The organism is Herbiconiux ginsengi (assembly GCF_900107435.1).
GTDB lineage: Bacteria > Actinomycetota > Actinomycetes > Actinomycetales > Microbacteriaceae > Herbiconiux > Herbiconiux ginsengi.
The window spans coordinates 429,441-449,922 of record NZ_FNPZ01000003.1; the positions used below are offsets into that span (position 1 = coordinate 429,441).

General features: G+C 70.5%; 20 protein-coding genes. 5 read left to right on the plus strand and 15 right to left on the minus strand.

Annotated elements, in window-relative coordinates:
* Position 1: 1 nt before the first annotated feature.
* Genes BLW00_RS14750 through BLW00_RS23495 form a run of 3 tightly spaced genes read right to left on the minus strand, consistent with a single transcriptional unit; the run spans position 2 to position 2,111 of the window.
* Positions 2-1,219 (minus strand): amidohydrolase family protein, encoded by a 1,218-nt coding sequence (locus tag BLW00_RS14750; protein WP_092555458.1) that lies wholly within the window; start codon positions 1,217-1,219, stop codon positions 2-4.
* On the minus strand, positions 1,210-1,962 hold the full coding sequence (locus BLW00_RS14755; RefSeq protein ID WP_092555460.1) for a GntR family transcriptional regulator: 753 nt from the start codon (positions 1,960-1,962) through the stop codon (positions 1,210-1,212). Before BLW00_RS14755 ends, BLW00_RS14750 begins: the two co-directional genes overlap by 10 nt.
* Positions 1,959-2,111 carry a hypothetical protein gene (locus BLW00_RS23495; RefSeq protein WP_175494293.1) on the minus strand — a complete coding sequence of 51 codons (153 nt, stop codon included), beginning with the start codon at positions 2,109-2,111 and terminating at the stop codon, positions 1,959-1,961. Before BLW00_RS23495 ends, BLW00_RS14755 begins: the two co-directional genes overlap by 4 nt.
* A 240-nt stretch (positions 2,112-2,351) precedes the next feature.
* Between BLW00_RS23495 and BLW00_RS14760 the strand changes: the two genes are divergently transcribed.
* Positions 2,352-3,329 carry a helix-turn-helix transcriptional regulator gene (locus BLW00_RS14760; protein WP_092555462.1) on the plus strand — a complete coding sequence of 326 codons (978 nt, stop codon included), beginning with the start codon at positions 2,352-2,354 and terminating at the stop codon, positions 3,327-3,329.
* Positions 3,330-3,350: 21 nt separating this feature from the next.
* On the opposite strand, the gene BLW00_RS14765 is transcribed toward BLW00_RS14760, so the two are convergent.
* The 5 genes from BLW00_RS14765 to BLW00_RS14785 all read right to left on the minus strand — a co-directional run bounded on the left by BLW00_RS14765 (position 3,351) and on the right by BLW00_RS14785 (position 8,534).
* A complete protein-coding gene (locus tag BLW00_RS14765) occupies positions 3,351-4,373 on the minus strand; it encodes a redoxin domain-containing protein (RefSeq protein ID WP_092555464.1) in 1,023 nt (340 codons plus the stop codon).
* Positions 4,370-5,563, minus strand: coding sequence for an epoxide hydrolase family protein (locus BLW00_RS14770; RefSeq protein ID WP_092555466.1), 1,194 nt, complete (start codon positions 5,561-5,563; stop codon positions 4,370-4,372). The genes BLW00_RS14765 and BLW00_RS14770 overlap by 4 nt, the downstream gene beginning before the upstream one ends.
* A gap of 156 nt (positions 5,564-5,719) precedes the next feature.
* Positions 5,720-5,989 (minus strand): hypothetical protein, encoded by a 270-nt coding sequence (locus tag BLW00_RS14775; protein ID WP_092555468.1) that lies wholly within the window; start codon positions 5,987-5,989, stop codon positions 5,720-5,722.
* A 325-nt stretch (positions 5,990-6,314) separates the two neighbouring features.
* Positions 6,315-7,958 (minus strand): HNH endonuclease signature motif containing protein, encoded by a 1,644-nt coding sequence (locus tag BLW00_RS24085; RefSeq protein ID WP_092555470.1) that lies wholly within the window; start codon positions 7,956-7,958, stop codon positions 6,315-6,317.
* 198 nt (positions 7,959-8,156) lie between these two features.
* Positions 8,157-8,534 (minus strand): hypothetical protein, encoded by a 378-nt coding sequence (locus BLW00_RS14785; RefSeq protein WP_139256725.1) that lies wholly within the window; start codon positions 8,532-8,534, stop codon positions 8,157-8,159.
* 167 nt (positions 8,535-8,701) lie between these two features.
* Here BLW00_RS14785 and BLW00_RS14790 point away from each other — a divergent pair, with 167 nt between their 5' ends.
* Both BLW00_RS14790 and BLW00_RS14795 read left to right on the plus strand, forming a co-directional pair.
* On the plus strand, positions 8,702-9,862 hold the full coding sequence (locus tag BLW00_RS14790) for a MalY/PatB family protein (RefSeq protein ID WP_092555474.1): 1,161 nt from the start codon (positions 8,702-8,704) through the stop codon (positions 9,860-9,862).
* A gap of 20 nt (positions 9,863-9,882) precedes the next feature.
* Positions 9,883-10,224 carry a carboxymuconolactone decarboxylase family protein gene (locus BLW00_RS14795; protein WP_092555476.1) on the plus strand — a complete coding sequence of 114 codons (342 nt, stop codon included), beginning with the start codon at positions 9,883-9,885 and terminating at the stop codon, positions 10,222-10,224.
* A gap of 49 nt (positions 10,225-10,273) precedes the next feature.
* Here BLW00_RS14795 and BLW00_RS14800 read toward each other — a convergent pair whose 3' ends face one another.
* Both BLW00_RS14800 and BLW00_RS14805 read right to left on the minus strand, forming a co-directional pair.
* On the minus strand, positions 10,274-11,620 hold the full coding sequence (locus BLW00_RS14800; RefSeq protein ID WP_092555478.1) for an NtaA/DmoA family FMN-dependent monooxygenase: 1,347 nt from the start codon (positions 11,618-11,620) through the stop codon (positions 10,274-10,276).
* Positions 11,617-12,870, minus strand: a complete 1,254-nt coding sequence (locus BLW00_RS14805; protein ID WP_092555480.1) for an LLM class flavin-dependent oxidoreductase — start codon at positions 12,868-12,870, stop codon at positions 11,617-11,619. Before BLW00_RS14805 ends, BLW00_RS14800 begins: the two co-directional genes overlap by 4 nt.
* Before the next feature lie 168 nt (positions 12,871-13,038).
* On the opposite strand from BLW00_RS14805, the gene BLW00_RS14810 reads away from it, so the two are divergent.
* Both BLW00_RS14810 and BLW00_RS14815 read left to right on the plus strand, forming a co-directional pair.
* Positions 13,039-14,523, plus strand: a complete 1,485-nt coding sequence (locus BLW00_RS14810; protein WP_175494294.1) for an NtaA/DmoA family FMN-dependent monooxygenase — start codon at positions 13,039-13,041, stop codon at positions 14,521-14,523.
* Complete coding sequence (locus BLW00_RS14815) at positions 14,520-15,695, plus strand: FAD-dependent oxidoreductase (protein ID WP_092555486.1); 1,176 nt, start codon at positions 14,520-14,522, stop codon at positions 15,693-15,695. The genes BLW00_RS14810 and BLW00_RS14815 overlap by 4 nt, the downstream gene beginning before the upstream one ends.
* 110 nt (positions 15,696-15,805) lie before the next feature.
* On the opposite strand, the gene BLW00_RS14820 is transcribed toward BLW00_RS14815, so the two are convergent.
* From BLW00_RS14820 to BLW00_RS14840, 5 genes are all read right to left on the minus strand, one after another.
* Positions 15,806-16,819: a transporter substrate-binding domain-containing protein gene (locus BLW00_RS14820; protein WP_092555488.1), complete on the minus strand. Its 1,014-nt coding sequence runs from the start codon at positions 16,817-16,819 to the stop codon at positions 15,806-15,808.
* 71 nt (positions 16,820-16,890) lie between these two features.
* Entirely contained in the window at positions 16,891-17,652 is a 762-nt protein-coding gene (locus BLW00_RS14825) for an amino acid ABC transporter ATP-binding protein (protein WP_092555490.1), read from the minus strand.
* Entirely contained in the window at positions 17,649-18,656 is a 1,008-nt protein-coding gene (locus BLW00_RS14830) for an amino acid ABC transporter permease (protein ID WP_092555492.1), read from the minus strand. The genes BLW00_RS14825 and BLW00_RS14830 overlap by 4 nt, the downstream gene beginning before the upstream one ends.
* Positions 18,653-19,267, minus strand: coding sequence for a GNAT family N-acetyltransferase (locus tag BLW00_RS14835; RefSeq protein ID WP_092555494.1), 615 nt, complete (start codon positions 19,265-19,267; stop codon positions 18,653-18,655). Before BLW00_RS14835 ends, BLW00_RS14830 begins: the two co-directional genes overlap by 4 nt.
* Complete coding sequence (locus tag BLW00_RS14840) at positions 19,254-20,396, minus strand: LLM class flavin-dependent oxidoreductase (protein WP_092555496.1); 1,143 nt, start codon at positions 20,394-20,396, stop codon at positions 19,254-19,256. Before BLW00_RS14840 ends, BLW00_RS14835 begins: the two co-directional genes overlap by 14 nt.
* Positions 20,397-20,482 lie beyond the last annotated feature (86 nt).

A 20,482-nucleotide genomic window follows, 5' to 3' on the forward strand; every position in this document is an offset into this window, starting at 1 on the left:
GTCAGCCGCGGGGGAGCGCGCCGGCGAGCAGGCGGCCCCGCGCGACGACCGCGACGATCCGGTCGCTCGTGAGGTTGTCGAGGTCGCGCCACGGCCGCCCGCGCACCACCACGAAGTCGGCGCCGTAGCCCGGCGCGAGGGTGCCGACGATGTCGCCGAGACCCACGGCGTCGGCCGCGTCGGAGGTGCCCGAGACCAGGGTGCGTTCGGCGGTCCAGCCGAAGAGGTCGCGCATCCGCCGCAATTCGTCGAGCTGGCCGCCGTAGCGCACGAGGTGACCGTTGGCATCCGTGCCGAGAACGAACCGCACGCCGGCCTCGGCCGCGGCGCGGAACGCCGGGTCGCGCCGGGCCAATGTGACTCTGGCCTTCTCCCGGGCCGCGGCCCGGCGCGGGTCGGTGCCGGCGAGGATCGCGTCGTGCACGATCACCGTGGGCGCGACGGGCAGTCGGCGGCGCAGCAGCTCGCCGTGGTGCTCGGTGGTGATTCCGGTGCCGTGTTCGATCGAGTCGACGCCCACCGCCAGGGCGATGTCGAAACCTTCGGTGCTGTGCGCGTGCGCCGCCACGCGCAGGCCCAGCGCATGCGCTTCATCGAGGATCGCCTCGGTCTCGGCGCGCGTGTGGTTGCGCCAGCCCACCTTGTCGCCGGTGGAGAGGATGCCGCCCGAGGTGTAGATCTTGATGCCGTCGGCCCCGGCGCGCGCCCACTGCCGCACGAGCTTGCGGCATTCGTCGACGCCGTCGGCCACCGGCGGACGGTCGCGCAGGGCGGGCGGGGTGAAGAGGTCGCCGTGACCGGCCGTCATGCCGACCGGTCCGTAGGCGAGCAGCCGCGGCCCGGCGATCACGCCCTGCTCGAAGGCCCGAGCGACCGCGATCTGCACCGGCGACGACGCGAGGTCGCGCATCGTGGTGACGCCGTGTGCGGCGAAGCGCAGAGCATTTCCGGCGACGTGCATCGCCTTCTCCGCATCTGGGGTCACGATCGGCCAGGCGGCATCCTGCGGGCGGCCGTCGTCGGCGATCTCGGTATCGAAGTGCACGTGCGTGTCGACGAGGCCCGGAATGACCGAGAGACCGGAGTGGCGATCGGATGCCGCGCCCTCGAGCCCCTCGATGGTGCCGCCGTTCCAGCGCAGCGAGACGATGCCGCGCTCGGAGCGCCCGTCCCAGAGGGTGATGCCGTCGATCAGGCCGCGGTTGTCGATCAGGTCCATGGTTCGGGAAACCTCCGTACGACCGAGTACTGCACGATGGCCGGGTTGTGGCGCTCGAAGGCGTGGAACACCCGCCGCCCCGAGCGCAGCACGCCGACGATGGTGAAGGTCATGCAGGCCGCGCCGGGCGCGAGACCGAGCAGCGTGGCATGGGGTTCGGCCACGTTCTCGACGCCGGGTGTCGCGACCTCCCAGACCACGGGCTCGTGCCAGAGCTCCTCCACGAGCGGGAAGATGGAGCGCCCGGCGTCGATCGGGTCGGAGCCCGTCGCGGCGTCGGGCCCGCCCGTCGTGTCGGGACCGGCCGGCAGCAGCAGCACGTTCTCGGCGAGCATGGCGGGTCGGCCATCGGCGGTCCATCGCTTCCTCGCGAGGATCGCCGGGGCGGGCGCGGGCGCCGCGAGCACCTCGGTGAGGGGGGAGGTGAGCTCGATCCGCTCCTGGCCGAGCAGCTCGACGCCGGGTTCGTAGCCGAGCCGGTCGAGCAGCTCGCGGTGTTCCAGCTGATCTTCGAGCCGCACGGTCATCTGCAACGCGATCGGATCGACGGTCGTGGCCGCACCCTGGTGCCGCCGCACGATGCCCTGCTGCTCGAGCTGGGCCAGCACGCGGCGCACCTGGGGCCGGTTGGCATCGAGTCGCCGCGCCAATTCGTGTTCGCCCGGCAGAGCGCCGCCGGTGGTGCTCACCTCGCGGGCGATGGCGAGAACGCCGCGCCGCAGTATTTCGGCCGGATCGGTCATGCTCGCACCCCCGGAGCGACCTGCTCGGTCGCCCTCGCCTGCTCGAACAGGTCGGCGAGATCGATGGCTCCCTCCAGGTGCACATGAACCTCCGCCTTCGGAAGGGCGCGGATCATCCGCTGCCCCGTCGGCGTGACCACCTCTTCCACGTGCTCTGCTTCCTGCGGCCGTCGAAAGCCCCGGCCCTAGCGTACAACCTGTTGACATGTTGCTCCCGGCGGCCCGATCCGATCGCCGTTGTGTCGTCGGATGGCCGTGGGCTACTCTGCTCGAATCGGACTCGTCGATGCCCGCGACAGTCCGAATTCGTGAATCGAGAAGCGGATGGCAGCTCACGACCGGCCCGGCACCGAACCGGCGCAAGGCTGATCGCACACGTCGAGGTCGGCATGGACCGAGAGTCACGCGCTGCTGCGGCCGAGCCCGACCGTTCGGCGTCGGACACGGGGCGCTGGTTGCGCGACGTGGGCGCACTGCTCGCGTTGCCGGCGCTCTGGGTCGACCACGAGCCGCCGGAGATCGCGGAGGGACTGCTCAGCGTGCTCTTCGGGGTGCTGGATCTCGACGGCGGGTACGCTCGGTTCGAGGATCCCGGGGGCCGCGCGCTCGAGACCTGGCGCCCGTCGGGTCCGGCCGTGCCGAGCGAGCTGAAGGTGATGCGCGAGGCGGAACGCACCCCGGCGTCGGCGCTGACGACGAGTGCGGCCTCGGCATCGGTCTTCGCCTGGGACTCGGCTCCGGCCGCGGGGAGCGGGGCCGGCACGGTGCGCGTCGCAAGCCTTCCGCTCTCCCTCCCCTGGGGCACCGCTCTGGTGGTGGTCTCAGCGGCGCGGGCCGATTTCCCGACCGAGCTGGAGACGCATCAGTTGCGCGTCGCGGCCAGTCAAGCGGCCATCGCCATCCACGCGGCCCGCCGGCTCGCCCGTGAGCACGCCGCCCGGGCGGTCGCGGAGGAGGCGCTGGCGCAGCAGAACCGGTTGCTGCGGTCGCTGGTCGACGACGTCGAGCCCTCGCTCGCCGAGATCGCGCGCCGCGTGCACGAGGCGTCGAGGGTCGTGACCGAGACCGGGACCGATCCCGCGCATCGGTCGCGATCGCCGGGGCACGCATCCGCGCTGCCGCACACCACGGAGGGAGCGGGCACGGATTCGGCCTCCGCGACCGCCCGTGACCTCGTGACGCTCTCGCGCCGGGAACTCGAGGTGCTGGGCCTGCTCGCCCAGGGGCTCAGCAACAAGGAGATCGCCGGCGTCATGTGGTTGAGCGACCGCACGGTCGAGCGGCACATCACCGGCCTCTACCGCAAGATCGGCGTGGCGCGGCGCAGCGAGGCCACCGCGTTCGCGTTGCGGCACGGGGTCGTGTGAGTCCGGGCGCGACCTGCACGATCATCCGAAGGTGAAGCAGTAGGCCTCGGCTCCGCGCTCGAGGAACTCGATCTCGAACACCCGGTCGACGATCGGCTCGTGCTGCCGGATCAGCTGGTAGGTGTTCGGGCTGTCGAGCACACCGCGGCCCGCATCGTCCACGTCGCTGCCACCCGCGTGGTCCAGGGGTCGACCGTCGAGCGACACCCGGAACGGAACGGCCGCGCCCTCGGCGTCGGGCGCCATCACCAGGTTGACGTCGCGGGCGTGGAAGGCGAACGCGATCCGTCCACCGGACTCGTTGAGGATGGCGGCGTGCCGGGCGACCGTCCAGTCGCCGGTCAGGTCCCAGGAATTGAGCGCGAGCCGTTCGTGCCCGGTGTAGACGTGCGGCCGATCGTACCGGGCGGGGTTCTCGGAGGCGAAGCCGCTGCTCTGCCCGTAGCCGAGGTAGGTCTCCGGCGAGCGGACGGAAGACCAGTCGGCGGCGACCTCGAGCCCGGCCGCCTCGGGAGCCACCAGGCCGAGGTCGACGTTCTTCGCGCCGGCCTCCACGAGCAGTTGCTGGATGGCCATCTCGGTCATGGCGTATTCGCCCTCGCCGAAATGGTGGAACCGGATGCGCCCCTCCGCGTCGGCGAGATAGACGGCCGGCCAGTAGTGGTTCGCGAATTCATCCCACACCCCGTACGCGGTGTCGACCGCGATCGGGAACTCCACGCCGAGGGCTCGGGCGTGTTCGGTGACATTGTCGATGTCGCCCTCGAAGCCGAATTCCGGTGTGTGCACGCCCACCACGGTGAGCCCCGCCGCCGCGTACTTCTCGTGCCAGGCCCGGAGGAAGGGGAGTGTGCGCAGCCAGTTGACGCAGGTGTACGTCCAGAAGTCGACCAGCACCACCCGGCCCCGGAGGCCTGCCGGGGTCAGCGGTGGGGAGTTCAGCCACCCCGTGGCCCGGTCGAAGGAGGGCAGGCGTCCCTCGTCGGGGAGCGCTCGGGCGTCGCCCGACAGGCGATGGGCGAGCGTGCGCACGATCCCGCTCATCGCAGCGACCGGAATCCGGCGCGCATCTCCTGCGAGAACAGTTCGGGCTGCTCCCAGGCGGCGAAGTGGCCGCCGCGGTCGAGCCGGTTGAAGTGGATGAGATTCGGGTAGGCCTCCGTCGCCCAGCTGCGCGGTGCGGCATAGATCTCGTCGGGGAAGACGCTGACCGCCACCGGGAGCGTCACTCCCTTCGGGGCGAAGAACGCGAGCTTGCTCTCCCAGTAGAGCCTCGCCGACGAGACCGCCGTGTTCGTGAGCCAGTAAAGCGTCACGTTGTCGAGGATGTCGTCGCGCGTCAGGCCCTCGGTTGCGCCCGCGAACACCCGGGCGATCAGCGCGTAGCTCGCGGCGTCGTGATCGAGCATCCACGCCGCCAGTCCCACGGGCGAGTCGGCGAGGGCGTAGAGGGTCTGCGGACGGTTGCCCATCTCCTGGGCGTAGCCCAGACCGTGGGAGTAGAAGGTGGCCAGTTGATCCCAGGCGCTGCGTTCCTCGGCGGTGAGGTCGGTGGGAGGTGGCTCACGGGCGTCGAGTGCGGCCTGGATGGCATCGGGCACGGTCGCGGGCATGTTGGTGTGGATGCCGATCAGGCCGGGCGGCGTCTGCAAGGCCAGCTGCTCGGTGACGGCGTTGCCCCAGTCGCCGCCCTGGGCGACGTAGCGGTCGTAGCCGAGTCGGTGCATGAGCTCCGCCCAGGCCCGGGCGATGTGGACCGGGTCCCAGCCGGGTTTCTCCGGCTTGCCCGAGAATCCGTGACCGGGCAGGGACGGGATGACGAGGTGGAAGGCGTCGGATGCGCTCGCGCCGTGCGCGGTGGGATCGGTGAGAGGCCCGACGATCTTCAGCTGCTCGATCACAGAGCCCGGCCAGCCGTGTGTGACGATCATCGGCAGCGCGTCGTCGTGCGCCGACCGTACGTGGAGAAAATGGATGTCGACGCCGTCGATCTCCGTGACGAACTGCGGCAGTGCGTTCAGGCGGTCCTGCACCTTCCGCCAGTCGTGCTCGTCGGCCCAGTAGCGGATCAGGTCGTCGACGACCTGCCGCTGCACGCCCTGGGAGGCGTCGTCGACGGTCTCCCGTTCGGGCAGCCTGACCGCACGCACCCGGCGTTTCAGATCGTCGAGCTCGGACGCCTCCACGTCGACGGTGAAGGGGCGGATGGCGGTGCGGTCTTCGGTGATGGTCATGGTGCTCTCCTCGGCATCGGTGGTGAGGCGGCGGAGGTCGTCGCCGATCCGACTCTCGCGCGGTCACCGGTCCGGCGGCATCGGGGCCATCCCTCAATTCAGTTGGGGCGATCCCTCATTCTGCGGAGAACCACGCAGGCGCAGCCCCGGGCGAACTCAGTCGGTCACGTCGATGACGACCTGACGCCAGTCGGAGTCGGACACCACCTGGCGTGACGGTTCGACGGTCGCGCCGATCCACTTGCCCTCGCGGCGGCTGATGTGGGCGATCAAGGCCTCTTCGGCATGGAGGGTGTAGGTGGGTTCGTCGTCTTCCGAGCCGTCGGCACGGATGGTGTGCTGGACTCCATCGCGCCAGAAGGTGGCTTCTCCGGACTCGGGAAGCTCTACCTCGTCGATGGACGGTTGGTCATCCTGATTCGTCATGCCACGCACACTATGCCTCTGTCGCTGCGGGGGCTAGACCCTTGTTGCGGTCGGTCGTGGGTGGGATGAGTGGGGCTCGGGTCGGGTCGGGTCGGCTCCGGTCGGGTCGGGGTGGGGCTGCGGCGTCAGGGTCTGGCAGCTCTGCCCGTAAACGCCCGCCACACCGGAGCTACCAGACCCTGACGCCGCAGCCCCGCCCCTCGCGTTCGCGGGTCGGCGCTGCGCGCGACAGGTGGCCGGATGATTCCGGGGCGCACGGGTGCAGGCCACTGCGTCCGAGCCTGAGGTAGGCAAGTACGAGGTGCTTGGCGTCATGGGAGTTCGGTCATCGTGCGGTGTGCGGTGGTGGTGGGTCGGGGGTGGTGGTGTAGGTGGCGCCGCGGGGGCTGGTCCAGGTGAGGCGTCTTGTGCCGTGTCGGTCTTGGGTGACTTTCCAGTTGCCCTCGTGTTTGAGGTGGTGGTGGCGGGGGCAGAGGTGGGCGAGGTTGTCGGGGGTGGTGGTGCCGCCGTCGGCCCAGGCGGTGGTGTGGTCGAGTTCGCAGCGGTTGGCGCGGCGGCCGCAGCCGGGGAATCGGCAGGTCTCATCGAGGAGGGTGAGGGCGGTGCGGAGGATGGGGGAGGGGGTGTACCGGTCGCGGCCTGAGGGAGCGGTCGGAGCCGCCCGCGCCACGATGGTGGTTTCGCCGGTTTCACCGGTTTCATCGGTTTCACCGGTTTCACCGGTTTCACCGGTTTCGGCGTCGGTGAGCGCGGCCGGGCTGTCGAGCGTGGCTGGAGTGTCGAGCGTGGCGGGGGTGGGGAGCGTCGTGGCCGGGCTGATCGGGCCTGCGGGCGTGGTGCCGGCGGGCTGGGGTGGTACGGGTCCGGCGGTGGGGCGGTGCCGGTGTCGGGTGATGGTGACCGGTTCGCCGGTTTCGGGGTGGAGGAGGGCGCGGAGGAAGGTGGGGGCGGTGGCGGCGATGGTGCGGGTGGTGTCGGGGTCGATGGGGCCGTAGCCGTGCAGGGTGCCGGGGGTGTCGGTGGTGCCGGTGGTGCCGGCGATGGTGGTGGCGGGGGCGGTGATGAGGATGGTGGGGGTGATGCGGGGTCGGTCGCGGCGGCCGAGGATGAGGTCGGTGAGGGCGTCGCAGCGGCGTTGTGCGTGTGTGCGTGTGTTCTGGCTGTTCGTGGTGCCGGGGTCGGTGTTGTCAGTGCTGCGGGTGGTGCGGTCGGTGCGGGCGATGCGGTCGATGAGGTCGTCGATCGCGATGGCGTCGACGGCGGGGAGGTGGTGGTGCAGGGTGGCCATGCCGTCGGGGTCGGGGTGGAACGCGACGTAGCGTTCGTCCCGGGCCGTCTTCGAGCGAATGGTGATGGTGTCGGGGTGGGTGTGTTCGCGGTGGCGGCGGGCCCGGTCTTCGAACTGGTGCGCGGGTAACGCTTCGGCGTGGGGGAGGACGTGTTGTTCGAAGGTGGCGCGGGCGGGTTCGGGGAGGGTGCGGGCGTGGGCGACCATCGCCTGGGCGTGCCGGTAGGAGATCCGGCCGGTCTCCAGGGCGGTGAGGGTTGCGGGGAGGTGGTCGACGAGGTTCTCGCTGTCATCGATCAGCAGGGTGACCGCGCGCTCGGACCGGTGGGTGGCGCAGGCGATCTCGGTCGTGAGTTTCCGCCGCGCCCATTCCCGCCCGGTCGCGGTGCCCGCGGATCCGTCCAGTCGCGCCATCCGGTCGGTGAGGGACGCGGCCTCGGCGAGGAGACGGGCGCGGCGCGCGTCGGACGCGGCGACCACCGCGTCTTCCGCCGTGATGCCACGCACGACCGCATCGAAGCGGGCACCCAGTTCACCCAGACTGGCGGAGGTCCGGGTGCGACCGAACGGCTCGCTCGGAGTGGCCAGTTCGTGCGCGCCCTCACCAGGGTCGATCTGCGAACCGCGCTCGCCCGGCACGGCGGCGGGTGCCGGGGTGAAGGCGACGGTCGACTGGTTCATGAGAATAAGTCAACCATGAGCTACCGACATTGGAGCGAGCGGGGGAGACGCGACGGGCGCCCAGCCGTGTGGATCACCTGGATGCTCCGGCGAAGGCCGATCGCGCCCGACGCATGACGCCCTGAGGCGTGCGAAAAAGACTGCTACGGCACCCGACTCGTCAGGACGATGACTAGGTCAGAGCTCGCGCAGCGCGGTCTAGTACCAGACCTTGACCTTGCCGACCAGCGTGTAGACCGACGTGAGCAGCGCCGCGAAGGGCACGAACATCCGCAGGAAGTAGACGACGACCTGCACGTCGTTCAGGTCGGCCCAGAGGAACAGCAGGATCGCGATGGCACCGGCGATCAGCGTGTTGCGGAACGGCTTCGTCCAGGTGATGCCCGGTGCCGCGAAACCCACCGAGGCCAAGACGATGCCCGTGTCGACGACGAAGGCTCCCCAGCGCGGGTCGGAGATGGTGGGAGCGATGATCCAGAGCACGATCGCGATGATCCAGAAGAGCACGAACACGCCGCCCTTGGCCGCCTTCGGCAGCTCCCGACGGGGGGATTCGTGAACAACAACACTCGTCACGTCGAATGCTCCTTCTTCGAGGGGTCTACTCCGAGCACTCTACCGGTTCTGCGGCACCCGCACCGGCAGGCCAGGGCAGGGCAGCGGCAAAGGGGGGAGAGCGGATGCCGGACGCATTTTGTCATGCACGCCTCCCGATCCGTCCGACGGGCGATGATGCAAAGACCATGCACCGCTTCGACTCGATCTCCGCCGCCGAACTCGACGTGCCGAGCAGCCGCAAGTGGAGCCTGCACCCGGGCACGATCGGCGCCTGGGTGGCCGAGATGGATTTCGGCACCGCTCCGGCCGTGACGGATGCCCTCCATCGCGCGATCGACGACGGCGTGATCGGCTACCTGTCACCCGGCACAGCGCGGGAGCTCGGTGAGGCGACCGCCGAGTGGCACTCCGACGAGTTCGGCTGGGAGATCGACCCGGAGCGCGTGCATCCGGTCTCCGACGTGATGGCCGCACTCGGCGTGGCCGTCACCGAGTATTCGCGCCCCGGATCGGGCGTCATCGTGCCGACACCGGCGTACATGCCGTTCCTCACCTATCCGCCGACCCTCGGGCGGGAGGTGTTCGAGGTGCCGGGGGTGATCGAGGGCGGGCGCTGGCGACACGATCTCGACGGCATCGACGCCGCGTTCCGCGCGGGAGCGGACACCCTCCTGCTCTGCAACCCGCAGAACCCCACCGGCACCGTGCTCGACCGCGCCGAACTCGAGGCGATCGCCGCCGTCGTCGACCGCAACGGCGGACGCGTGTTCGCCGACGAGATCCACGCCCCGCTGCGCTACGACGGACGCCGCCACATCCCCTACGCCTCGCTCTCCGAGACCACCGCCGGGCACACGATCACGGGCACCAGTGCGTCGAAGGCCTGGAACATCCCCGGCCTCAAGGCGGCGCAGCTGATCACCTCGAACGACGCCGACCAGGAGCGGTACCGCCGATTCGGATTCGCGGTGCAGCACGGCGCCGCCACCCCCGGAGTCATCGCCTCGACCGCCGCCTACCGGCACGGCCGCGAGTGGCTGGGCGACGTGGTCGACTACCTCGACGGCACCCGCCGCCTGCTGCGTGACCTGCTCGACGAGCACCTGCCCGGGGTCGGCTACGCCGTTCCCGAGGCCACCTATCTCGCCTGGCTCGACGTGCGCGGGCTCGGAATCGACGAGAAGCCGGCCGACTTCTTCCGCGAACGAGCCGGCGTGACCCTCACCGACGGCGCGCTCTGCGGCGTCGGATACGAGGGTTTCGTGCGTCTCGTCTTCGCCATGCCGCGCCCGATCCTGGGTGACGCCGTGCTCGCCATGGCCACCGCCCTCACGACCATCCCCTGACCCCTCCACGAAAGGACACCATGGCCGACTACTTCGACCGCACCGAGGACCGCAAATACACTGCCGTCTACAAGAAGGAGACGCCCGACATCCTCACCGCCTTCACCGCGTTCGACAACGCGGTGTTCCAGGCGGAGGGCCGGGAAATCCCGTTGAAGTACCGCGAACTGATCGCCCTGGCGGTGAGCATCACGACCCAGTGCGTCTACTGCATCGACGCCCACAGCCAGAACGCGGTGAAGACCGGAGCGACCGAGGGCGAACTGGCCGAGGCGGCGTGGGTGGCCACCGCCATCCGGGCCGGCGGCGGCTACGCCCACGGCCGGCTGGCGTTCAAGCTCTCCGGCGCCCACCAGCACTGAGCGCGCCGGGCGGGCCGGACGGATGCCCCGGCTCGCCCGCCCGGCCCCCTCAGGCGTACTCGCGCACGCCGAGACGGTGCCGGAGCGTCTCCCCGTTCTCGTACGAGGTGCGGTACACGCCCCGGTTCTGGAGCTCGGGCACGACCGTGTCGACGAACTCGTCGAGCCCGTAGGGGTTGGTGTGCCCCACGATGACGAAGCCGTCGGACGCGCGCTCCTGCACGAAGCGGTTGATCTCCTCCGCCACCCGCGACGGCGTGCCGACGAAGCCGTGCCGCGCCGACAGGGCGATCACGAGTTCCCGGATGCTGAGCTTCTCGGCCTCTGCCCGTGCCCGCCAGGCGTCGGCGGTGGACTGGGGATCGGCGGCGTTGTTCGCACGCCCCTGCGTGATGCCCGCGCCGGCCGGATCGGGGTCGATCGACGGCAGAGGGCCGTCGGGGTCGTAGGCGGTGAGATCACGCCCCCAGATGCGTTCGAGGAACGCGATGGCCGTCGCCCCGCTGGTCTGCGCGAGCGCGATGTCGCGGGCGCGCTCCTCGGCCTCGGCCTGAGTGTCGCCGAGGGCGAAGGTCACCGCCGGCAGCACCTTGAGCGAGTCCTCGTCGCGGCCCAACGCCGGCAGCCGGGACTTCACGTCGGTGTAGAAGGCCTGAGCGTCGGCGAACTCGCTGTGCAGCGAGAAGATGACGTCGGCGTGCTGAGCCGCGAAGTCGCGTCCGGCGGCCGAGTCGCCGGCCTGCACGATGAGCGGATGACCCTGCGGGCTCCGTGACACGGTGGCCCGGCCGGTCACGTCGAAGAAGTCGCCGTGGAAGTCGACCTCCGTCACGCCCGCCGGGGAGAGGAAGCGTCCGCCGGCCTTGTCGGCGACCACCGCATCCGGTGCCCAACCGTCCCAGAGCTGCCTCGAGACCTCGAGGAATTCGGCGGCGCGGCGGTAGCGGTCGTCACGGTCGAGGAAGGCGCCCCGCCGGAAGTTCGCGCCGTGGAAGGCGTCGGAGGTGGTGACGACGTTCCAGCCGATCCGTCCGCCGCTGAGGTGGTCGGCGGTCGCGAGTTGCCGGGCGAGCTCGTAGGGCTCGTTGAAGGTGGCCGAGAGCGTGCCGACGAGGCCGATGTGCTCCGTGACGGCGGCGACCGCGGCGAGGATGGCGAGCGTGTTCGGCCGGCCCGCGACATCCGCTTCGTAGATGCGCCCCTTGTGTTCCCGCACGCGGAGGCCCTCGGCGAGGAAGAGGTAGTCGAAGTACCCGCGCTCGGCGTTCTGCGCGAAGTGGCGGAACGATGAGAAGGCGATCTGGCTCTCGGAGCTCGGATCGCTCCACACCGTCGTGTTGTTGACGCCCGGGAAATGGGCGGCCAGGTGCACCTGGCGGAGCTCGGACGTGCTCATGCGCGCACCTCCGTGGGGCGCGTCGAGGCGGTGAACAGGTTGGCGGGCCGTTCCAGCCCGAGTCGGTCGCGCAGGGTCGCTGCCGAGCCGGAAGCCGACGCACCGGACTGGTCGGATGCCGCGGCGGCGCGCACCCCGGCCGCTTCGAGCGCCGGGATCACCGACCCGGCGATCGCGTCGAGATCGGCGGGCAGCCGCGCGGGCCGCAGCCGGAAGCCGTCGAGGCCGCGCCGGTGCCCGTCGAGCAGGCGCTCGACCAGGGCGGCCGGGGTGCCGGCCACTACGAGCGCGTCGGAGGTGAGGGGTGCGCCGGCCAGGTCGTCGAGCAGGCGCAGGGCGTTCTCCGCGGCATCCGCCTGCTCCTCGAGCAGCACCACGAGGTCGGCGTACACGAGCAGGGGCGGCCGCACGGGGTCGCGCAGTCGCGCCTCGGCGTCGTGCACCTCGGCCAGGATGCGCTCGAGGTCGTCGGGGGAGTGCGGTGTCACGTAGACGAGATCGGCGTGTTCGGCCGCGAGTTCGTAGGGGATCGTCGCGTGCGCGAGCGCGGTCACCGGCGGCTGGCCTTGAGGGGAGCGCGGGGTGATCGACGCCCCCGTGACGCTCACGAACCGGCCCGCGAAATCGGTGTAGTGCACCTTCGATCCGTCGAGGAAGCGGCCGTTCTCGACGTCGCGCACGATCGCGTCGTCCTCCCAGCTGTCCCAGAGGCGCCGCACGACCTCGATCACCTCGCCGGCCTCGTCGAAGAGCTCGCGCATGAGCGCCTCGCCCTCGCCACGGCGGTAAGCCTCGAGGTCGAGGGGCTCGATGGTGCGCCGCCCGAAATGCCGCGCCTCGGCGGAGGACGCCGACACCTGAACCCGCCAGCCGGCGCGGCCCTCGCTGGCGAAGTCGAGCGTCTGCAGAGCGGTGGCCACGTGGAAGGGTTCGGTGTGGGTGGTGGTGACGGTGGGCACGAGCCCGATCCGCGTGGTCAGCGGGGCCACCGACGAGGCGATCAGAAGCGCGTCGAGTCGGCCGCGCACCTGGTCGGTGCGGTCGTCGGGCGCGGCGAACACGGAGGACTGCAGCGAGAGCGAGTCCTCGATGGTCACGAAGTCGACGCCGCCGCGTTCGGCGGCGAGCACGAGGTCGAGCCAGTAGCGGGCGGTGAAGATCTCGGTGGGGCGGGCGGAGGCTTCGCGCCAGGCGGCTGGATGCCAGCCGGTGCCGTCGAGCGCGACCGCGAGGTGGAGAGCACGTGTCATGCCTCGAGCCGATCACGCGCGACATCCCTTTCCGCAACGCGTCCGTAACGAATCGGAATGTTCGCCATAGTGCGAAACATTCCGGCGATCGGATGCCGCGTCTGTGCAAGCTCGGAGTTCGGGTGCGAGGCGACTGCACCCGTGCTCCACGAGGGGAAAGGCCGGTCGATGAGCGTCTCTGCATCGCTCCCGCGTCGCGAGGGCGCCGTGGTGCTCGGCGCCGCCGTGCGCACCCTGGGCGCCTTCCCGTCGGGGTGGCGCGTCGAGGGCGCGCACCGCGACCCGGCCGGCGATCCGCAGGCCTTGAAGCGTCTGGCCAAGGAGGCGGAACGGGCGCACCTCGACTACCTGTTCTTCGGCGACTGGCTCTCCGGAAACCTCGAGCTGGAGTTCACCGATCCCTATCTGCTCGCCCGCATCGATCCGCTCTCGGCCGTCGGCTTCTTGGCGTCGTCGACCAGCAGGATCGGCCTGATCGCCACGGTGAACACGAGCTACTCCGATCCCTTCGCCGTCGCGCGCACGGCGGCGTCGCTCGACCACCTGAGCGGGGGTCGCTTCGGCCTCAACCTCGCCGTGGGCGCCGAACCACGGGCCGACGCCAACCATGCGCCCACCAGCCCGGGCGCGAACCGGCACGAGGTCGCGGCCGAGTACCTCGCCGTGCTCACCGGTCTCTGGGACAGCTGGGCCGACGACGCGGTTGTGGCCGACGCCGAGCGCGGCGCATTGATCGATCGCTCGAAGATCTCGCCGATCGACCACGACGGCCGGCACTTCCGCGTCGCCGGCCCGGCACTCGGGCTTCGGCCGGTGCAGGGGCACGTGCCGATCGTGCACGCGGATGTCTCCCCGCGCGCCCGCGAGTTCGCCGCCGAGTACGCCGAACTGCACATCGTGTCGCCCGCGGGGCTCCGCGAGGGCGTGCAGCTGGTGCGCGACATCCACGCGGCCGTCGCCGCGCACGGGCGCGAGGCGGATTCGGTGACCGTCGTGGTGCCGCTCCTCCCGGTGGTGGCCGAGACGCGCGAGGCCGCGTGGCGCCTCTACGACCGACTCGTGGAACTGGTGCCCGTCGACGAAGGTGTGGGGCGCGGAGGCGGCGACGCTCTGCCGGGCCTTCCGCCGCATCGCACGGCCGCCGCGATCCGCCGCTTCGTCGGGGTACCGCTCCTTGACCGCGAACTCGACGATCCGGTCAGTCTCAGCGATGCTGAACGGTTCAACGCGGCGGGGCAGCGGCTGATCGAGACCGTGCGCCGCCGCTCGGGCCGTGTTCCGGGTGGGCCGCGCGCCACCGACTACCGGCACCTGCTCGTGGCACACCTCTTCCCGGCCCCGCTCGTGGTGGGCTCCGCGACCGACGTGGCCGACCACATCGAGACCTGGTTCCGCGCCGGCGCGGCCGACGGGTTCACGGTGCAGAGCGCCTACCTGCACGAGCAGTTCGAGGCGTTCACCCGTCAAGTGGTGCCCGTGCTGGTGGAGCGTGGCCTGTTCCGCGCCGACTACGGGTCGAAGACCCTCCGCGGCCATCTCGGATCGGCTCGGCCCGAGTGGACCCCTCGGCCGGCTCGTCCGCGCGAGGCCGACCGCCGCGTGGCGGCGAGCGCGAGCGCGTTCGACGGTGTCGTAGGATTGCGCGCGTTATGACCGACCGTTCCGCCACCCGTGTCGACGTCGTCGTGGTGGGCGGCGGGGCGATGGGCTCCGCCGCGGCCTGGCAGCTGGCGAGCCGCGGTCGCGACGTCGTGCTGCTCGAACGGTTCGCGCCGGGGCACAAGAACGGCGCCTCGCACGGCGCATCGCGCAACTTCAACCTCAGCTACGCCGATCCCGACTACCTCGCCCTGCTCCAGGAGGCCCTGCCGCTCTGGCGCCGGCTCGAGGGCGAGACCGGCGAGCACCTGCTCGACCAGGTGGGCATCGTCAACCACGGCGGCGCGGTGAACCAGGGCGGTGCCGGATACGACACTGTGGCGGCCGCCCTGGCGCGGCACGGCTTCGACGCCGAGTTCGTCGACCCGGTCGAGGCCGGGCGCCGCTGGCCCGGCATCCGTTTCGACACCCGCGTGCTCTTCACCCCGCAGGCCGGCCGGCTGAACGCGGATGCCGCGGTGCGCGCCCTGCAGACCGCGGCGGCCGCGCACGGGGCTCGGGTGGCCCACCACCGGCGGGTGACCTCGATCGAACCGGTCGACGACGATCACGTCAGCATCCGCGCCCTCGTGCTCGACCCGGCCACGGGGGAGGAGACCGGCGACACCGAGCACTTCGATGCCCGCCGGGTGGTGGTGGCGCTCGGCGCCTGGACCACGAAGCTCCTCGGCGGTGTGCTCCCGCTCCCGCGTCTCGTCGTCACGCAGGAGCAACCCGCTCACTTCGCCGTGCGCGACCCGGATGCCGCATGGCCGGGCTTCAACCACGCGCCCACTCCCGGCGATCCGCGTTTCGATTTCTGGCCCTCACCGGTCTACGGCATGCTCACCCCCGGCGAGGGCGTGAAGGCGGGCTGGCACGGCGTCGGCCCCGTCAGCGATCCGGATGCCCGCACCTTCCGGTCCGAGCCCGAGCAGCTCGAGTTGCTGCGCCGCTACGTGCGGGAGTGGCTGCCGGGAGCGGACGCCGAGGTGCTCACCGAGATCAGCTGCACCTACACCACGAGCCCCGACTCGAACTTCGTGATCGACTCCCGCGGCCCCGTGGCCGTGGCCGCAGGCTTCTCGGGCCACGGCTTCAAGTTCACCCCGGCCGTGGGAGCCCTCCTCGCCGACCTCGTCGAGGGCACACGGGCCACCCCCTCCCTCTTCGCGCTCACGGGCTGAACCCAGAGCGGGCTGAACGCAGAGCGGGCTGAACGCAGAAACGACTCGTCCCGAAGTGGGCGAAACCGGGAGGTTCTGCCTACTTCGGGACGAGTCGGAGGTGGATCGGCTCAGCTGTTGTCGAGGGGGAGCCCGGGCGGGTTCACCAGGGAGGTCTCGACCGCTTCGTTCTGCAGGTCGTAGGCGGCCAGCCACTGGTCGTACTGGCCGTTCTCGATCAGGTAGTTGATGGCATCTGCGATCGGCTGGGCAAGCCCGGAGTCCTTCTTCACGGTCGCGGCGATCAGGCCGTCGAGGGTCGCGCCCGCGCCCGAGAAGGTTCCGGCCGTGCGGGTGGGGTTCGCGCCGTCTTTCGACACCGTGTTCTGGTAGGCGATGCCCGGGTTCGGGTTGAACTGCGCATCGATCTGGCCGGAGTTCAGGGCCAGCGTGATGGAGTTCGCGTCGGGGAAGTAGACCACGTTCAGTGTCTTGCCCTCGGCCTCGAGCTTCGACTTCCACTCCAGCAGGATCTTCTCCTGGTTGGTGCCGCTGGCGGTGGCCACGGTGAGGCCGTCGAGGTTCTCATAGTCGCCGTCGAACTCCCAGTCGTTCGAGGCGAGCACCTGGAAGGCGAGGTTGTCGCCGCGGTAGGAGGCGAAGTCGTACTTCTCCTTGCGCTTCTCGGTGTCGGTGATGTTCGAGAACCCGGCATCCGTCGCGCCGGTGTCGATGCCCACGAAGAGGTTGTCCCAGGTGGAGTTCTTCACCACGGGCTTGAGGCCGAAGACGGCGGCGACCAGGCGGCCGAGGTCGGGTTCGGCGCCGGTGAGCGTCTCGTTGTCGTCGCCGGTGTAGGCGAGCGGCGGGAAGCCGGCGGGCAGCGCGCCCACGCCGATCGTGAACTCACCGCTGTCGAGCACCTCCTTCGGCAGGGTGTCGCGGATCTCGTCGACCTGCGAGACCTCGATCTCGGTCTCGGTGGCGGCGCCGTTCGAGAACGCGCCGACGGTGACGGTGCCGGATGCCGCGGCATCCGTCTCGCCCGAGGCGGAGGCGTCGCTCGCGCAAGCCGCCAGTCCGGCGACGAGCGCGGCCGCGGTGGCGAGAGCCCCGAGGACTCGAAGGCGGGTGGGTCTGGTCATGGTGGTTCCTTTGCTGTGTGGGGTTGCGGTGGGACGGATGCGTGCAAGCACGCCTTCAGAACGGGCGCTGCTCAGGCGAGCACCTTGTCCAGGAAGTCGCGGGTGCGCTGGTGGCGGGGGTTCGACAGCACGTCGGCGGGGGAGCCCTGCTCCACGATGACGCCGCCGTCGACGAACACCACCTGGTCGGCCACCTCGCGGGCGAAGCCGATCTCGTGGGTCACCACGATGAGGGTCTTGCCGAGGCCTGCGAGGCCGCGGATGACCTGCAGCACCTCGCCCACGAGCTCGGGATCGAGCGCGGAGGTGGGTTCGTCGAACAGGATGACCTCGGGCTCGAGCGCCAGCGCCCGGGCGATGGCCACGCGCTGCTGCTGGCCGCCCGAGAGCTGCCGGGGATAGGCGCTCTCCTTGTCGGCCAGGCCCACCCGGGTGAGTAGGCCGCGGGCATGCTCGCGCGCCTCCTTCAGCTTGGCACCCTGCGAGACGGGCGCCTCGCTGACGTTGTCGAGCACGGTGAGGTGCGAGAAAAGGTTGAAGTTCTGGAAGACGAAGCCGATCTTCGCGCGTTGGCGCAGGATGTCCTTCTCCCGCCGCTCTTTCAGCCGGTCGCCCTGTACGCGCACGCCGATCAGCTCGCCGTTCAGCGCCACGTAGCCCTCGTCGAGCTGTTCGAGGTGGTTGATGGCGCGCAGCAGCGTCGACTTGCCGGAGCCGGAAGGACCGAGGATGACAGTGACTGTGCCGGCCTCCACGGTGAGGTCGACGCCTTTCAGCACGGTCTTGTCGCCATAGCTCTTCGTGGCGTTGTGGATCTCGATCGCGATGCTCATGCGACAGTCTCCCGTTCGCCGGAGCGCACGCCGGCGAGGGTACGCCGCACCCGCTGGAACGGCGTGGGCGGCAGCTCGCGCACGGAGCCGCGGGCGTAGAAGCGCTCGATGTAGTACTGCACGATCGAGATCGCGCTGGTGAGGATGAGGTACCAGATGGTGGCCACCACGAGCAGGGGGATGATGTCGGTGGGGTAGGTGCTGCCGAGGTTCTGCACCACGCCGAACAGGTCGAGCAGCGACACGTAGAACAAGAGCGAACTGGCTTTGAGCAATCCGATGATCTGGTTGACGTAGGCCGGCACGATCGAGCGCAGGGCCTGCGGCAGCACGATCCGGGTGAACTGCCGTCGCTGAGGGATGCCGAGCGCCTTCGCCGCTTCGTGCTGCCCCTGGTCGACGGCGAGGATGCCCGCGCGCACGATCTCGGCGCTGTACGCGATCTCCGAGAGGCTCAGCCCGATGACGCCCAGGGTGAGTGAGGAGAGCACGGTGAAGGTCGGCACCTCCCACTGCGGCCCGAACGGGATGCCGACGCCGATGGTGGGGTAGAGGTTGCCCAGATTGAACAGGAAGATCAGCACCAGGATGAGCGGAACCGAACGGAACAGCCAGATGTAGAGCCAGCTCACCGTGCTGAGAACCGGATTCGGTGAGATACGGCCGAGCGCCACCACGATGCCACCGAGGAAGCTGACCACGGCGCTGATGCCGGTGGCCACCAGGGTGAGCTGCAGGCCCTTGAGGATGGCGGGGCTGAAGAACCACTGCCCGACCTTCGCCCACTCCCACGACGGGTTCGTGAAGAGCGTCTGCACGAAGTTGAGCAGCAGCACGAGCACCACCGCGGTCACGATCCAGCGCAGCGGATGCCGCAACGGCACCACCTTGCGTTCTGCGAGCTTCTTCAGGTCGATGCCGGGTGGGAGGGCGCCGGATGCGGATGCGCGTTCGGGCTCGGGTTCGAGGGTCTCGGTCGGGCGGGCCGAGACGACGCCGGTCATTCGGCCGCTCCGAGTCCGTCGCCGAGCCGCCCGCCGGGAAGCGCTGCGTAGAACTCAACCAGCGAGGCGTCGTGCCGGCGCCGGATGTCGTCGACATCGAGCGGCTCGTCGGTGAGCGACTTGGCGAAACCGTGCACCACGACCTCCTCCGGCGTCAGGGTCACGTCGAACAACGGCGTGTACCCGGTCTCGAAGTAGAGCCGCTGGGCCTCGGGCTGGCGTGGCCCGGTGGTGAGGTAGACGCGGCGGAAGCCGCGGCGCTGCGACTCCTCCTCGAGCTCGGCCACCACGCGCCGGGCGAGGCCCTGGCGCCGGTGGGCCGCGGAGGTCCAGATGCGCTTGAGCTCCGTGGTCTGCTCGTCGAAGGTCTTGAAGGCGCCGCCGGCGACGGGCACGCCGTCGCGCAGCAGAAGCACGAAGGCGCCGCGAGGCGCGCTGAACTCGGCCACCGGGTAGCGGCTCAGCTCCACCGAGGCCGGCTCGCCCCAGGCGTGGCCGTAGCGGGAGTCGTACTCCTCGGCGAGTTCGGTGAGCAGGGGTCTCGCGAGCTCGTCGTCGGCGGCGACGTAGACGAACTCCTCGGTCACCGGCTGGTTCTCAAGCAGCGACACGGTCGGACTCCTCCGCGGATTCGGGGGCGGGCGAGGAAGCGGCGGCGGCAGCGTCACGGCGCGCGACCTCCTCGCGCACCAGGGGGATGACGTAGCGGCCGAAGTCGATGGTGTCGTCGACGAAGTCGTACCCGCGGGCCGAGATGATGTCGACCCCGAGATCGATGTAGTCGAGTAGCGCCGCCGCGACGGTCTCCGGGGTGCCGACGAGGGCGTTGGAATTGCCCCGGCCGCCCGATGCCGCCGCCACCTTGGTCCAGAGGGCCCGGTCGAAGCGGTCGCCCTGCTCGGCGATGGAGAGCAGGCGCTGCGATCCGGCGTTCTCGGGGTTGCGGAGGTCGCCGACGGCCGCGGAGATCGCCTCGGTGCGCTGCTCGACCCGGCCGAGGATGTCCTCCGCCTTCTTCCAGGCCAGCTCCTCCGTGGCGCCGAGAATGGGACGGAAGGCGACCTGGATGCGCGGACGCGACGGGCGGCCGGCGGCGAGGGCCGCATCCGTGATCGTCGCGATCTGCTCCGCGGTGTTCGCGAGCGGTTCGCCCCAGAGGGCGTAGATGTCGCTCTCGGCCGCGCCGATCGCGTAGGCCGCGGCCGAGGAGCCGCCGAAGGAGACCTGCGGGCGGGGCTGCTGCACCGGCCAGACGTCGCTGACGAAGTTCTCGAAGCGGTAGTGCTCGCCGTCGAAGTCGAAGGGTTCGCGGCTCGTCCAGGCCTGCTTGAGGATGCGGATGTACTCCCCGGTGCGCGCGTAGCGCTGGTCTTTCGTGAGGAAGTCGCCTTCCGCCGCCTGATCGGCCGTCGACCCGCCGGTGATGATGTGCACGTTGACGCGGCCGTCGCTGATCTGGTCGAGGGTCGCCACGACCTTCGCGGCGTAGGTGGGGTAGGAGACGTTCGGCCGGTGGGCGAGCAGGATCTTCAGGTGGTCGAGCTTCGACGCCACGAACGCGGCCGCCGTGGCCGGGTCGGGGGCGCCGGAGTGGTAGGCGAAGAGGATGCGGTCCCAGCCGTTGTCCTCGTGCGCTCGCGCCAATCGCAGCGTGTAGTCCTTGTCGAAGCTCGATCCGCTTCGGGCACGGGTCTCGCTGCTGTCGTTCAATCCGGCGATGCCGAGGAATTCGATGGGCACGTCAGGCTCCCTTCCGGTGGGTGATTGCCTGACGGTAGGGCGGTCCGCGTGGGCCGGGCAACGCCGCTCGTTCACATTTCGTCACC